The organism is Ruegeria profundi (assembly GCF_049800715.1).
Taxonomy (GTDB): Bacteria; Pseudomonadota; Alphaproteobacteria; order Rhodobacterales; family Rhodobacteraceae; genus Ruegeria; species Ruegeria profundi_A.
In genome coordinates, this window is sequence record NZ_JBNAFO010000005.1 from 32,232 (window position 1) to 44,256 (window position 12,025).

At 54.1% G+C, this 12,025-nt stretch carries 15 protein-coding genes and 1 tRNA gene; 6 read left to right on the forward strand and 10 right to left on the reverse strand.

The genetic code is table 11. The features are described 5' to 3' along the window. The first annotated feature begins 215 nt into the window (after positions 1 to 215). On the forward strand, positions 216 to 1,019 hold the full coding sequence (locus tag ACP15L_RS09755) for an undecaprenyl-diphosphate phosphatase (protein WP_425084004.1): 804 nt from the start codon (positions 216 to 218) through the stop codon (positions 1,017 to 1,019). Here ACP15L_RS09755 and ACP15L_RS09760 read toward each other — a convergent pair whose 3' ends face one another. Further along, on the reverse strand, positions 1,020 to 2,003 hold the full coding sequence (locus ACP15L_RS09760) for a complex I NDUFA9 subunit family protein (RefSeq protein WP_425084005.1): 984 nt from the start codon (positions 2,001 to 2,003) through the stop codon (positions 1,020 to 1,022). Positions 2,004 to 2,204: 201 nt separating this feature from the next. Between ACP15L_RS09760 and ACP15L_RS09765 the strand changes: the two genes are divergently transcribed. Beyond that, positions 2,205 to 2,291 (forward strand) — tRNA-Leu (locus ACP15L_RS09765). 151 nt (positions 2,292 to 2,442) lie between these two features. On the opposite strand, the gene ACP15L_RS09770 is transcribed toward ACP15L_RS09765, so the two are convergent. From ACP15L_RS09770 to ACP15L_RS09790, 5 genes are all read right to left on the reverse strand, one after another. Continuing rightward, positions 2,443 to 2,982 carry a PIN domain-containing protein gene (locus ACP15L_RS09770; RefSeq protein WP_425084006.1) on the reverse strand — a complete coding sequence of 180 codons (540 nt, stop codon included), beginning with the start codon at positions 2,980 to 2,982 and terminating at the stop codon, positions 2,443 to 2,445. Positions 2,983 to 3,008: 26 nt separating this feature from the next. Beyond that, positions 3,009 to 3,452, reverse strand: coding sequence for an excisionase family DNA-binding protein (locus ACP15L_RS09775; RefSeq protein ID WP_425084007.1), 444 nt, complete (start codon positions 3,450 to 3,452; stop codon positions 3,009 to 3,011). Between the two features lie 237 nt (positions 3,453 to 3,689). Further along, a complete protein-coding gene (locus ACP15L_RS09780; RefSeq protein ID WP_425084008.1) occupies positions 3,690 to 4,181 on the reverse strand; it encodes a hypothetical protein in 492 nt (163 codons plus the stop codon). A 57-nt stretch (positions 4,182 to 4,238) separates the two neighbouring features. After that, a complete protein-coding gene (locus tag ACP15L_RS09785; RefSeq protein WP_425084009.1) occupies positions 4,239 to 4,670 on the reverse strand; it encodes a hypothetical protein in 432 nt (143 codons plus the stop codon). Continuing rightward, positions 4,667 to 4,930 (reverse strand): hypothetical protein, encoded by a 264-nt coding sequence (locus ACP15L_RS09790; RefSeq protein ID WP_425084010.1) that lies wholly within the window; start codon positions 4,928 to 4,930, stop codon positions 4,667 to 4,669. The genes ACP15L_RS09785 and ACP15L_RS09790 overlap by 4 nt, the downstream gene beginning before the upstream one ends. Positions 4,931 to 4,986: 56 nt before the next feature. On the opposite strand from ACP15L_RS09790, the gene ACP15L_RS09795 reads away from it, so the two are divergent. From ACP15L_RS09795 to ACP15L_RS09810, 4 genes are all read left to right on the forward strand, one after another. Continuing rightward, positions 4,987 to 5,247 (forward strand): helix-turn-helix transcriptional regulator, encoded by a 261-nt coding sequence (locus ACP15L_RS09795; RefSeq protein WP_425084011.1) that lies wholly within the window; start codon positions 4,987 to 4,989, stop codon positions 5,245 to 5,247. A gap of 42 nt (positions 5,248 to 5,289) precedes the next feature. Then, positions 5,290 to 5,877, forward strand: a complete 588-nt coding sequence (locus ACP15L_RS09800) for a hypothetical protein (RefSeq protein WP_425084012.1) — start codon at positions 5,290 to 5,292, stop codon at positions 5,875 to 5,877. A 236-nt stretch (positions 5,878 to 6,113) separates the two neighbouring features. Then, positions 6,114 to 6,356: a glycine zipper 2TM domain-containing protein gene (locus ACP15L_RS09805; RefSeq protein ID WP_425084013.1), complete on the forward strand. Its 243-nt coding sequence runs from the start codon at positions 6,114 to 6,116 to the stop codon at positions 6,354 to 6,356. A 302-nt stretch (positions 6,357 to 6,658) separates the two neighbouring features. After that, positions 6,659 to 7,384, forward strand: coding sequence for a competence protein CoiA family protein (locus ACP15L_RS09810; protein WP_425084014.1), 726 nt, complete (start codon positions 6,659 to 6,661; stop codon positions 7,382 to 7,384). A gap of 854 nt (positions 7,385 to 8,238) precedes the next feature. Here the strand turns inward: ACP15L_RS09810 and ACP15L_RS09815 are convergent. The 4 genes from ACP15L_RS09815 to ACP15L_RS09830 are packed head-to-tail and all read right to left on the reverse strand — an operon-like array spanning position 8,239 to position 12,015. Then, on the reverse strand, positions 8,239 to 10,221 hold the full coding sequence (locus tag ACP15L_RS09815; RefSeq protein ID WP_425084015.1) for a hypothetical protein: 1,983 nt from the start codon (positions 10,219 to 10,221) through the stop codon (positions 8,239 to 8,241). Further along, the gene (locus tag ACP15L_RS09820; RefSeq protein WP_425084016.1) at positions 10,221 to 11,534 is read right to left on the reverse strand and encodes a hypothetical protein; all 1,314 of its coding nucleotides are present in this window, start codon (positions 11,532 to 11,534) and stop codon (positions 10,221 to 10,223) included. The genes ACP15L_RS09815 and ACP15L_RS09820 overlap by 1 nt, the downstream gene beginning before the upstream one ends. Before the next feature lie 12 nt (positions 11,535 to 11,546). Further along, the gene (locus ACP15L_RS09825; RefSeq protein WP_425084017.1) at positions 11,547 to 11,789 is read right to left on the reverse strand and encodes a hypothetical protein; all 243 of its coding nucleotides are present in this window, start codon (positions 11,787 to 11,789) and stop codon (positions 11,547 to 11,549) included. Next, positions 11,773 to 12,015 carry an HGGxSTG domain-containing protein gene (locus tag ACP15L_RS09830; protein WP_425084018.1) on the reverse strand — a complete coding sequence of 81 codons (243 nt, stop codon included), beginning with the start codon at positions 12,013 to 12,015 and terminating at the stop codon, positions 11,773 to 11,775. Before ACP15L_RS09830 ends, ACP15L_RS09825 begins: the two co-directional genes overlap by 17 nt. Positions 12,016 to 12,025 lie beyond the last annotated feature (10 nt).

The window sequence follows — 12,025 nt, forward strand, 5'->3', positions numbered from 1 at the left end:
TGAATTGGCTAGGAAGCATCTCTTTATGAGATCGTCCAGGATATGAAAAGTCATATATACTGACCTAATTGAGAAAAATATCGACTGGCGCGCGAAATATTTGCTTTTTTCTTCTATTTTTATGTCCGATACGGACCTATCTATCATCTTTCCTTTTCGACACCACCAGAATACCCATGAACTCAAAGCAATTTGATGGCAGTGCGGCAGGGTAAATGAGTCTCTTTCACTTGATTCTCGTGGCGATCATTCAGGGGCTTACTGAATTTCTGCCTGTCTCTTCGTCCGGCCATCTGATTTTGCTGCCCAACCTGACCGGGATGCAGGATCAGGGCCAAACCATCGACGTCGCCGTTCATGTGGGCACGCTGGGCGCGGTTGTTTTGTACTTCTGGTCCGACGTCAAACAAGCAATCCGCGGGCTGCCTGCGGCACTGACGGGGCGCATTGACACAGCACAGGCCCGGCTGGCGCTAGGCCTGATCGTGGCAACGATTCCGACAGTCCTCGCTGGGCTGGTCCTTTTCCTGACCGGCCTGACCGAGGCGCTGCGATCCATAGCCGTCATCGGTTGGACAATGCTGCTATTCGGGCTGCTGCTCTATTGGATGGACCAGAAAGGCCCCCAGACCAAGATCGCCGCCGATTGGACCCTGCGTGACGCAGCAATCATGGGCCTTTGGCAGGCTATCGCCTTAATTCCTGGAACATCTCGGTCGGGCATCACCATCACCGGGGCACGGCATCTGGGTTATACGCGGGAAGAAGGCGCACGCCTCGCCATGCTTATGTCGATCCCGACCATCATCGCCTCGGGCGTGTTGCTATCCCTTGACGTAGCCCACGAGGCCGACGCGCAGCTGGCCAAAGACGGAGCGATCGCCGCCCTCTTTGCCTTTGTGTCAGCCCTGCTGGCCCTCAGCCTGATGATGCGCCTGCTGCGTAGTGTCAGCTTCACGCCCTATGTCATCTATCGCGTCATTCTGGGCGCGATCCTGCTGGTGATCGCCTATAGCTGATCAGGTCCGCAGGTTTTTGGCCGAGTTCTGAATGTCGTCATACTGACCTGAAGGTCGGAATTTCCACAGGTATTCCGGCAGAACAGCGTCCAGCGTCGTAGGCACAATCCCCAGATCGGCAAAGCCCTTGGCGCTGTCACCAACCAAATTGTCCTGTGGAAGGTTCTTGAGCTGATCCCGCGTCAGGATCGGGTTCGAGAACAGCTGGAAGCTGACGAACTTCAAGATGTCCAACACGCCGGCCATGAACTTAGCGACAAAGAACGGCACGCCCAGAATCACACGGCGCCGATGAATGACCTCTAGCATTTGCTGCATCAAAGCCCGGAAGGTTTTCACCTCAGGACCGCCCAGCTCATAAATGCCCGAGGCCGCTTTCCCCAAGACACCCTGCTCGGCCGCCTGCGCCACATCATCCACATAGACCGGTTGAAACCGCGTCTCGGCCCCGACCAGAGGCAAAAACGGCCCGAACCGCGTCATCGCGGCGAACCGGTTGAAGAACTGATCCTCGGTCCCAAAAATGATCGAAGGGCGCAGGATTACTGCATCGGGCATATGAGCCAGAACTCCGGCCTCACCCGCAGCTTTGGTGCGGGAATAAGCGCTGGCCGACTCGGCATCTGCACCAATGGCCGAGATATGAACCATCCGCTCCACGCCATTCTCGGACGCAAGACGCGCGATGCGTTCGGCCCCTTCGGCCTGCACTGCATCAAACCCGTTCTTTCCCAGTTCGTTCAGAACACCCACGCAATTCACAACAGCGTCTGCACCCTGCATGGCCAACTGCACCGAGGCATCATCCCGGATGTTGCAAAAAACCGGTTCAACCTGACCCACAACGCCATAGGGTTTCACGAACATGGCCTCGTTCGGGCGTCGCACGGCGACTCGGACACGCCATCCTTTGGCCGCCATACGGCGCGCGATGTAGCGCCCGACAAACCCTGACCCTCCGTAGATCGTGACCAGTTTCGACATTCGATGGCTCCTGCTGCGTGGCTCTGACGTAGAAGTAGCGCCCGAACCCCTTTGAAACAAGGCATCAAATCGCCGCGTGTCTTGCATCGAGACCCGCTGTGAAAAGGGGCCGAGCGGCATGGTTCAAAAAACTTTTAAAAATCTGCCCGAATCTGGTTGACCCTCCCCGCCGCTGGGCTTAAACGCCCCCTCACGACACCTGCCCAGGTGGCGGAATTGGTAGACGCGCTAGCTTCAGGTGCTAGTGTCCGTATGGACGTGGAGGTTCGAGTCCTCTCCTGGGCACCAAATCCCCAAAATAAATGTAATATATTCAGAATCTTGCCCCACATGGCCCTCGTTCAACCCACCCTTTCATCCACCTAAGCAGGTTTGGATGGTTTAATTAATTTCGCGCGCTGAGCGATGTATGTTGTTACGAGTGTTGGTTCACCTGCAGTCAAAAGAATGCCTTGTTGGCGTTGACTAAGTTTGCAAGCAAAGGCAACTGCGATTTTCGAAGGTACAGAACGTATTCGCCAAAAACCAAATCGCGTTTTTGCTGGTGTGCGCGAAGGACTGGAAACGCTTCGTAAGGGAACAGATCAACTGTGCCGGATAGGAATTGGTCTGCAGTTCCAGCCTCCATGTCATATTTTTCGAGAATTTCTGTTGGAAAGTGCTTTATGTTATTGGTGACGAGGTAGTGTGCTCCACATTTGATAGCGGCGGCAAGAACATGGCGGTCGTTCGAGTCGGGTAGTTCCAAGGAATCGATCAGGTCTTCGTAGTCAAATATCCATGCATCGTCGAACTTTTCGCGCATGGTCGCTTCGGTTCTGTCTATACCTTTCTCAAGTTCTGGCCGTTTCCGTTTTAAGTTGAAGGTCCACTCTTCCATAATTTTGTCGGTCCAGCGCGCCTTGAAAAGGTCCGCGTGATAGAAACGCAAAAGAAGGTCTTTCGACGCTAGTGGATACAATACGCTGGCGTCCAACACGGCCAGAAACCTGTTGGACGCAGGGATCACTCGGCTTCGAACTCCTTGGTAAAGTCAAGCAAATCATCGAGCGCTTCACTACGCGCCGCAGAGCGCTGCTCTTTGTAGTTCATCAATTCAATGAAGGGTACACGGCGATGTGTACCGACCATCTCATGATACAACTCCTGGCGCTCGATCAGTTTTAGTACATAAGACCGGCTTACATTTAAGATATCAGCCGCCTGCTGGGTTGATAGCATTCGACCTTGCGGCATGTATGTGACTGTTTCACCTCTTGAAACGATACCCAGCAGTCCCCGGATCAAATCGGTCAACGCAGGCGACAAGTACACTTCTCCAATCGGCAACTGACCTTCGCCGTTCATTACGCTTTCTATCGCGGCTAATCCGTCACCCGCGTTTTGAATCTCTTCTCGCGTCGGCATCCTCTTTGTGATGTCGACGACTTCAGCAGTGTTTCCCGACATGGATACCCTCACTTTTTCAGTTTTTTACCAATATTGGCGTAAACTTCTTATGTTTTACTTGGTGCTAGATTACATAGCAGACAAGTATTTCCAAATGATTTATTCGGTTTAAACGATTTATTCGATTCAGTGCGTCATACATTCCATACTCTAAATTGCTGTCAAGTCTCACTTTTTTACTGAACTACGCGCGTGGTATTGCGCGACCATTTGACTCAGGCATATTTCCCTGGAGCACTAACCTCTAGCCACCACCAACGGTGGCTCTTTCGGAAACGACCTGATGTCGAACCACTTGAAGCAAGTCCCATCCGGATTGCGTTTGTCACCCATATGCAAGAACGCCCCAGCAGTTCTGTGACGTATTAGCGCCGCTCTGAAGGCCTTTAGGTCAATCAGCCACCAATGCAGGATAGTCTGCCCGTCCGGTCCCGCATGGCCGTAGAACATCCAGTCTCCATGGCCGTTCACTATCTTGGATAGTTCCGTCTCAGCGCCTGTGGGCAACTTCGCTCTGATGGTGAATTGATGCGGGTATCTCGCGGCATATCCGTGGCGTCTCACCCTAGCTGCAATACGCATGTCTTTGGCGTCCAGCATCAACAGGTCTGTGGCCTGAAAGTGATCCAGTGGATCTGGCGCGGCCTGTAGGATGTGGCTGCCGATGATGCTCTTTATCTCGGGCAAGAATTGATCCGACCAATGCCGATTGACGCTATAGAAACTCATATTCAATCTCACAAAAAAATGGGCGCAGAGAATGCTGCGCCCAGTAGAGTTGCTAGTTTATGCGGCTTCTTCTTTGACTTCCTTCAATGCTTTTTTTGCCGCTTCGATTGTCTGCTCCATCGGGGCGAAGCCACTGATGTAGGCCTTCATGCCAATCTCGATTGCGCGCATTTGTTGGTCGTCGAGCAGTTTCAGATCCTCTGCGAATTGCTGCTCGTTTCTCCAAGATTTCCGGAACGCAACAGCCATGCCCTTCGGATCGCCACACGCCAGCCAGTCGATGGAGATACCCTCTTCTTTGCACCAGCTTAGAAGCACTTCGTCGACCAAGATATCGCCGTCTTCGTCGTAGCGCAGTCCAGGGTCGGGTAGGTCGAACCATCGACAGAATGCGGCTACGCGCTTCTGCAAGGTATTAAGGTCTGAAAAGTCCGTGACAAAGAAGTCCGCGTTTGCGTCCAACTCAGTTGCCTTGGTCTCAGCGTTCATTGCATTTCTCCTTTCTCAGGTGGTTCGAAGCCGGGCTGCATGTCGAGGATGTCAGAAGCTAGCTCCCCAATCACTTCGAGCAGTTCACCGTATCCTCTCGCTGTTAGGTCGATGTTCATTGCGGTATCGGAGGCAGCAACACCCATACGAGAGAGAGCCAATATCTTAAGTGCCTTGTCGTAAGTGTCAGGCTTTGTCGCGACGTCGAAGACTGGGCCGGTCACACTTTCCCCGTTCGCGCAAACGCGTTGTTCAGTCATTGCTGTTTCCTCCGGTTGTGGTATTGATAGAAATCATATCATAACGAGCAGAGTAAATGTCAATAGAAATTCTATCAATTAGACAAATCAAAGCCGCTAGGGCTCTATTGGCTTGGTCTCAAGTAGACTTGGCGGAAAGGTCAGGTGTGTCCTACCCAACAATAGCCAGACTTGAGACAAACGATGGTCCGATGGGCGGTAGAAGGGAAACTGCACAAGCCATTCGAGCTGCATTCGAAGCTCAAGGCATCCAGTTCGTTGACGAAGGCGACACGGCGAATGGGGTTGGGGTGGTTTTGTTGAAACGAACCAATTGATGAAGTTTTTCAGAAAATGGCTTCTACCTAAGGAGGGAAGGATTGGTTGATCTATTAGTCAAAGCATTTCCGTTCGCTGTCGGCGCGCTCATCGGTGCACTTGCAAGTTTTGTTGTCTCAACAAGGGTGGTGCCCAATCTTCGAAATAAGGAAAAAGCCACAATGGTGCTTGCAGAATTGGCAAACGCCATCCGCCATTTTGAGCGAAGCATTCAAAACCTAGAGAGTTTCCAATCTGAAAAGCGGCTTGGTCGCCGCGCAGACTATGAGAAGTGCAAATACTCAAGTTCAGGTTTTGTTGGTCTCAGTTTCGCAGACCTAATGGGACTGCCCGACAAGCTCAGTAGAGATGTAATGCAAATGGGTCTCGTCTACAGGAACCAAAACTTGGAAGTCGACTACGTTATTGGGATACTGGATCGTTCGTCAGAAAATGACCAAGAACGAACTGCAAAGTTTGAAGCGATGGCAGGGCTGATAGAGCGGATGCGTATGATTATTGATATGTCAGAAGCGCTGCGAAGGAACGTTGTGTTTTTTTCAGAAAACACGACGGCTTTAAGCGCAAACAAAGAAATCCCTTGGTCAGATGACTTTTACGAAAGCGGGAAGCGATACGATTTTGACTAAATGTTGACGGAATTCTTCGTCTTTTCTGAAAGGCAGGTTTTATTGCCTTTGGGATGCGCAAACCATCAAGCAGCCTACTGGCCCCAGGTTTACCTAGCTGATGCAGGCTAAGGCAGCTAGCTGCCTTTATTAAGATTGAGTTAATGTCAGGTCCTCAGTCGATTGAAAGCTTGTCAGAAAAGCGGCCCGGGACCAACTAGAGGGTCATCTGAATGGTGGTTCGAAAGGCAATCGAGATGAAGAAGACATTTATAGCGTGCGCTCTTGGCGGCTCTCTACTCGTGGCTGCTTGCGGAGCACCGACTACGCCAACACAGGCCCAAGTACAGCATGACGCTCGCTGCGCGGCGGGTGTCCTTGGTGGCGCTGCGCTTGGCGGAGTAGTTGGAAACCGGTTTGGTGGTGGAACAGGCAATAAGCTGGCAACTGCAGCCGGTGCTGGACTAGGGATGTATGCTGGTCAATCAGCTTGCAACTAGCAGCGCCCAGCCAGAGGGGACCTTTACTACAGAAATTTATGGCTTGCGTGACCAACTTCACTGCACTCCTCGGCAGATCCGTCCAAGGTCAGTATATTGATGAACTAGCGTTGGTGTATTTGAGAACGCGAGTTTTTCTCCTCCCTGTTGTACTGGGCGCGCTTGTATTAGGTGCGCCCCTTTTTTCGTTTTGATTGCTTCGCTTGATTTCGATTCAAAGCGTTTCGCGACCTTGTAGGCGACCGAGAATCAAACCAAGCTAAGGCTATGTGACAAAGTTATTGATTGGATGGCTTGCGTAGATGCTTACTGCAAACATAGACGGAAACCGAAGCAGACCTTTACCAGGGGCTATTGGAACCTGTCCCTTTTGCCACTCTGAAATGATACCTCGCTGTGGCGAGGTCAGAGTTCATCATTGGGCTCACAAAAGCATAGCGAACTGCGACCCTTGGCGGGAGCCCGAAACCGACTGGCACAGGGAATGGAAAAATGAGTTTCCGTTGAGGTGGCAGGAAAAGATCCTCAACGACAAAAAAACGGGGGAAAGACACATTGCCGACGTGCATACACTTTCTGGTCTGACCGTTGAGGTACAGCACTCTCGCCTAGACCCGAAGGAGCGCCGAGCAAGAGAGAGCTTTTATCAGGACATGATTTGGATCGTTGACGCGTCGCGGCTTGCCGGAAATCGGAAGAAAATTCTGAACTGGCGTCAATTCATGGCTCGGATAATTCAGGGGAGAACTAAAACAAACCTGTATCTGTCCAAGGAAGCACAGAACATTTTCCCGGATGATTGGCTTTCGAGCCCAGTTCCTGTGTGCTTTGACTACATGGGCCCAAAGTCTGACCCGGCTTTAGACGGACTTCCCCTGTTCTTGCTTTACCCAGGAAGCATCGGCGACAAACGTCTTGTCGAGCCTCTGCCGCGTGATGGGCTTCTGCGATCCATTCTATCAGAACAAGTTAGTATGAACTCAGTTCGCGACATTATGCACAATGTCTCAAGGTTGCGGATAAGGTAGAGTTTTGCCTGGGTTTAGTCTGCTTTCCAAAGGTGAAGAAGAGCGGCGCACGGTGTGCCGAAAGTGTCCTCTAATTTGAGTGCCATGGTCAGCCCCTTAGACCGCCTCGGAAACGGTTCAAACGTAGTGGCCTGGGTTCATTGCGGGTCTGAGAAAACACATGATGCTACATGGCAAGGTGTTGAAATCATTACGTCCAGCTTCTTGCGGTTTTGCGTTCGCGCCGTTTCCGTGCCGCCCGCTTCCTGCACCCCTCAGAGCAATACTGCGCATCTACTCTGAGATAGTCCGGCAGTTCATCACCGCACCAACGACAAACCCATGTGCCCTGTTTGACGCGCCGTAGCATGACCTTTGCCCGCTCGATCCGGTTCCCGAGGTTTCCGGTCCAGAAATAGCACTCTACCATTGCAACAAAGCCGCCTTCCTGTTCCTCTATCCAAACTGTTCCCGGTTCCGGTCCCGGCATTTTGCACCTCGTTTTTTCCGCACTCACAGACGGGTCAACCTGTTGAATTTCCGCCTCTGTTAGAGGCTAACTCCCCAGCGGACTTTACAGCCTGCGCCCCAGTGCCCATCTTTGTCGTATGACAGTTGCCGACCTATCCATTTTTCAACTCTACTGCGTGATTGCTGCATCTGCCTCGATAGTTGGAGCTATTGCCTTTTCGTTGTGGAGTGTGGCGACTGACTCAAGCCAACAATTGTCTTGGCTAGGATATGTGTTCATCGGGTGGGCCGCTTTGTGCGGAATAGTCGGTCCAGTATTGTACGGGGTTTGGATACTTTACTCTGCCCTCTATTGACGCTTCACCATTGATTGCGCGAACCTCAGATATTCGGTCATAGATACGTTAGTTTGCGTTGGGTTGCGTAGTGATTGTGTTGAGCATCAGCGCGCGGGCAAGAATGCCCGTCATTGGGCTAGATCCCGATTGCGCCGCACTCTTGATTTGAGCCGGTAAAATCCCTCCGGTCAGCATTTCAGCTACAACCGGGGCAACACGTGCCTCTCGGCCTGCGGTCGCCTTTCTGAGAACGGCACCGCCACCATGTCTTGCAGCCAAGAGGCCCGCCGCACCCATGCCAGCGCCTTGCAGGTCGCCCGTTGTCACGTAGCCAGCGCCACCCCCAATCCCTGACAATATGCCATGCTCAATCAACTGACGCGCTGTGGTGGAGTTGCCAGTAAGCGCCCGGTGCGTGCCTGCAAAGATGCGCTCATTGGCAATCTGCTGTTGAACCGTTGCTGCACCATCTGGACCTAGAGCGGCTTGCATGGCGTCCTGCTGGCGGCGTGGCCCAAAGAGGGTATCAACAACACCCGGCGTTTCCCTGCGGTTCTGAAGCTGGTCAATCTTGCCGGACGCATAACCCTGGGCAACCTCGTCGGGGTGAGCCATTGCAGCCTTTTCCGCACGGCGGGCGTAGTCCGCTGGTACGCGCGGTTTTGCACCCTCTGCGCCTGTGTTTACCGCTTTCATACGGGTGTGCGCGCTTGCCGCCAACTCTCGCGCGCCGCCATATTCGGGCATCAGTTCATCAATGCGCTGACGGACTTGCTTGGACAGCATTCCTGCGATTGCCTGCTCATTGGTCTGACTCTGACCCAGAGCAGGCCGCGCCATGTCATCCAGCGCTTTCTTGGCTTCGTCGAGAATGGCCAGCGCTGACGGCTCACCCTTTACACCCTCTGCCGCCAAGCGGTCTCTGGCTAGGCGTTCGCCTTGCTTCAGTGCTTTGCGACCCATATCGGTGTTGAACAGGTCATCAAAGGCGCTCATGTCGATATCGTGGCCCAGCGACCGGGCCTCATCATAGGCCGCGTTGATAGCGGGGCGGGTTTGCTTGCGAATACCAGACACCAAGTCATCAACCGATTGCGGGGCATCCATGCGGGAAGCTGTCAGCAGGCTATCCGTCAAACGGTCGCTCTGACCCGCCATGCGGGCGTGTGAGGCTGTCTCCAGCATCTCGCGGGCCTCTGGGCTGGAATTGGCCGCAGCACGCCCCAGAGCGCGCCCACGCTCTCCCAGAGCGTCAATAACCATGCCGTCGGGGCCGAGGTCATCCAGCTTGGCCGCGACATCTGGTGTTAGTGCCTGCTTTACCCGTGCCGCCGCCTGTGACGTTGGCGCTCCAAACCGGCGGGAGAGGTAGCCGTGCATTGCGGGAATACTCGAAAGAATGCCGGAGGCTACGCCACCTGTGACTGCGCCGATCCCGGCGCTCGTCGCTGCGCCTCTAGCGCGCTCATCGAGACTGCCATCGGTGTGACCAAAGCCAGCCAATCCACCGTACCCGATTCCATCAGCCATTGAGCCAACAACCACCTTGCCCGGCGTCGACGCCTTTGCGGCCAAACTCAACCCAGCTTTGCCGATCCCTGCTACGCCGGTTGCAAGGCCCGCTACATCGCCAATAGTCGAGGCCGTAGGGTTTTGAACCCGAGCCGACTTTGAGCGCGCCTGTTCCTCGGCAAGGTTTTCGCTGAAGCTTTCCGGCTCGTGCCCGAACAACCCAAGTGGCAAGCCGTAGGCCGCAGGACCGGCGCTTTTGACCAGTGCCTGCGCTTCATCGCCAAACCCGAACAAGGCCGTATCTGCCGCTGCACGCGCACCAGCTCCGATGGCCTCGAAGTCCCGGATGTTGGCACGAGGAACAATTCCACTTTGACGCAGGCCGGTCATTGCCCGTTCAAACAGTGACTGTTCATAGGGGGCGACGGTGGAGCCATCGCCCAAAGGGTGCCCACCCTTTTTCCCGGCATGTTTCTCCCAAGGTTTGCCTTTGTTTTTGGCTTTGCGTTTTTCGTATTTCTCCCATGGTCCAGCCATCAGTTCACTTCCTCCCAATTGCTGGGGTCACTCGGATCACCGCCAAGGAAGCGAAAACCATCCTCAACCACCCCGGCTTGTGGTGCCTCCGGGGTTGCGTCCGTTGAACTGGAACCGCCGCTTACAAGGTCGCCAAGCTCGATTTCTCGATACATTTTGCGCGCCTCATCATCGGGAATACCCTGATGAATGATGCGGTTGTAAATCGCCTCAAGCCGGTCGAGGTTATACATGATGTCTTTTGCGCTCTGCGCCTGTTCCAGACTACCGAACACAGCTTGTAGCAGGCGGTTCTCAAATTCTGACACCTGACCCAAAGCGCCACCTGTCGGGGAGGCGTCACGCATGGATTGCAGTTTATCAAAGCCGATGTTTGCCTTGATGGTTGATAGGCGGTTCTTCACGGCCCCGGCGCGGGTGCTGTCGATATTGGACATTAAGCCCCCGGTCACGCCGGTTGCAGGTGAGAGCATGGACTCATCGCCAATCAGTTCTTTGACCATGCCAATTTCATCTAAGACGATATGGGCGGACGTGGATTTTGCCTGTTCCGCCTTGGCGTCAGCAGCCTCAGCCGCTTGCGCCTCCATTGCGGCAGGCCCGCCGGGAATAACGCTGGCGGTTTGTGTATCAACATCCAGCCGCCACCCTTGCGGCAAACCAGCGTCGGACCCGTAAAGATATCTGCCGGAACCATCTACGCCTGTATGAACGGTGACATTTGTGCCATTGCCACCGACTTCGGCAATTTTGCCCTTGTTCGCGCCAGAGACGCCAACCTGATAGGATTTGTTCGGGTCCAGATTTGGCAGGGATTGCCTTTCGTCGGGCGTCAGAGCGCGCCAGCCTTCCTGCTGAGCCTCAACATCCGGCAGAACCCGCGAACCATCCTCATAGTATTGGAAACCGTCAGCGCCGGTGATGATGCGGCGGGGCTTTTCGCTAGAGTAGTCCCCCATCACATCGCCGGTGACGGGATTCACCAGCCGATTGCCAACCACAACGCCTTTCTGCGGGGCTTCCGGCTGCATCAGTTTCATGATGTACGGCGCTGCCAGTGCGGGCGGCATGGAAGCTAGGACTTGCCGATATGCCGGATCCATGCGTTCCAACGCTGGACCAATAGCCTCCTGCATTTGCTTTTGCCTGTCCTGCTCTTGCATTCGTGAGTAAACCGGCGAAAGGTTGGGCATCCGGCCCGCATCGAGTTGCGACAGCCCGAGACCGATACCTTGCATGATATTGGCAGTGCGGGGAGACATATTGCCGAACAGCCCGCGTTTCTGCCCTTCTTTTGCTTCTCTGAACAACATATCGAATTCCTTTTAGTGTGGCCCGAACACGGAAGAATGGACCTCTAGCTGCCAATACAGTTGAGCGTAGACACGCAAAGCGGCCACGCGCATCTGCGGGTCAAAATCAGGTTCTAGAAATGGCTCCAGCCAAGGCGACAAATCCACCAGGTCAGGGGGAAATCGCTGCATCGCCATAGCCACCAAGTGGCCAGCAGCGGCTTGCGTTCTTTGGCTGTCAGACAGTCTATGCTGAAACTCAACTTTGTTTTGCATCGCCAGCCTCCTGCGCTTTGTAGGCTGTTAGTGCAGCGTGAAGAATGCCCCAGCGCTGAACCTGGGCGTCTGCAATGCGTTTGCGTCCCTCCGCTGTTTTCGGGCCAGTAGAAGCGCCGCCATGCAAGCGACAGCGGCCAGTGCCGTTGACTGGCAGTTCCTGACACGGGCCGTCAGGCGTGCGGGCACCGCAGCGCTTAACCGTAAGAGTTTTCATGCCTTCCATGCCGCTATCT

What these genes read in the sequence shown, in the direction of transcription:
- ACP15L_RS09780 (WP_425084008.1), bottom strand. Translation starts at nt 4,181, where the DNA reads ATGAGTTTCTATAGCGTCAATCGGCATTGGTCGGATCAATTCTTGCCC.
- ACP15L_RS09830 (WP_425084018.1), bottom strand. Translation starts at nt 12,015, where the DNA reads ATGGAAGGCATGAAAACTCTTACGGTTAAGCGCTGCGGTGCCCGCACG.
- ACP15L_RS09805 (WP_425084013.1), top strand. Translation starts at nt 6,114, where the DNA reads ATGAAGAAGACATTTATAGCGTGCGCTCTTGGCGGCTCTCTACTCGTG.
- ACP15L_RS09775 (WP_425084007.1), bottom strand. Translation starts at nt 3,452, where the DNA reads ATGTCGGGAAACACTGCTGAAGTCGTCGACATCACAAAGAGGATGCCG.
- ACP15L_RS09820 (WP_425084016.1), bottom strand. Translation starts at nt 11,534, where the DNA reads ATGTTGTTCAGAGAAGCAAAAGAAGGGCAGAAACGCGGGCTGTTCGGC.
- ACP15L_RS09810 (WP_425084014.1), top strand. Translation starts at nt 6,659, where the DNA reads ATGCTTACTGCAAACATAGACGGAAACCGAAGCAGACCTTTACCAGGG.
- ACP15L_RS09790 (WP_425084010.1), bottom strand. Translation starts at nt 4,930, where the DNA reads ATGACTGAACAACGCGTTTGCGCGAACGGGGAAAGTGTGACCGGCCCA.
- ACP15L_RS09815 (WP_425084015.1), bottom strand. Translation starts at nt 10,221, where the DNA reads ATGGCTGGACCATGGGAGAAATACGAAAAACGCAAAGCCAAAAACAAA.
- ACP15L_RS09825 (WP_425084017.1), bottom strand. Translation starts at nt 11,789, where the DNA reads ATGCAAAACAAAGTTGAGTTTCAGCATAGACTGTCTGACAGCCAAAGA.
- ACP15L_RS09760 (WP_425084005.1), bottom strand. Translation starts at nt 2,003, where the DNA reads ATGTCGAAACTGGTCACGATCTACGGAGGGTCAGGGTTTGTCGGGCGC.
- ACP15L_RS09755 (WP_425084004.1), top strand. Translation starts at nt 216, where the DNA reads ATGAGTCTCTTTCACTTGATTCTCGTGGCGATCATTCAGGGGCTTACT.
- ACP15L_RS09795 (WP_425084011.1), top strand. Translation starts at nt 4,987, where the DNA reads ATGTCAATAGAAATTCTATCAATTAGACAAATCAAAGCCGCTAGGGCT.
- ACP15L_RS09785 (WP_425084009.1), bottom strand. Translation starts at nt 4,670, where the DNA reads ATGAACGCTGAGACCAAGGCAACTGAGTTGGACGCAAACGCGGACTTC.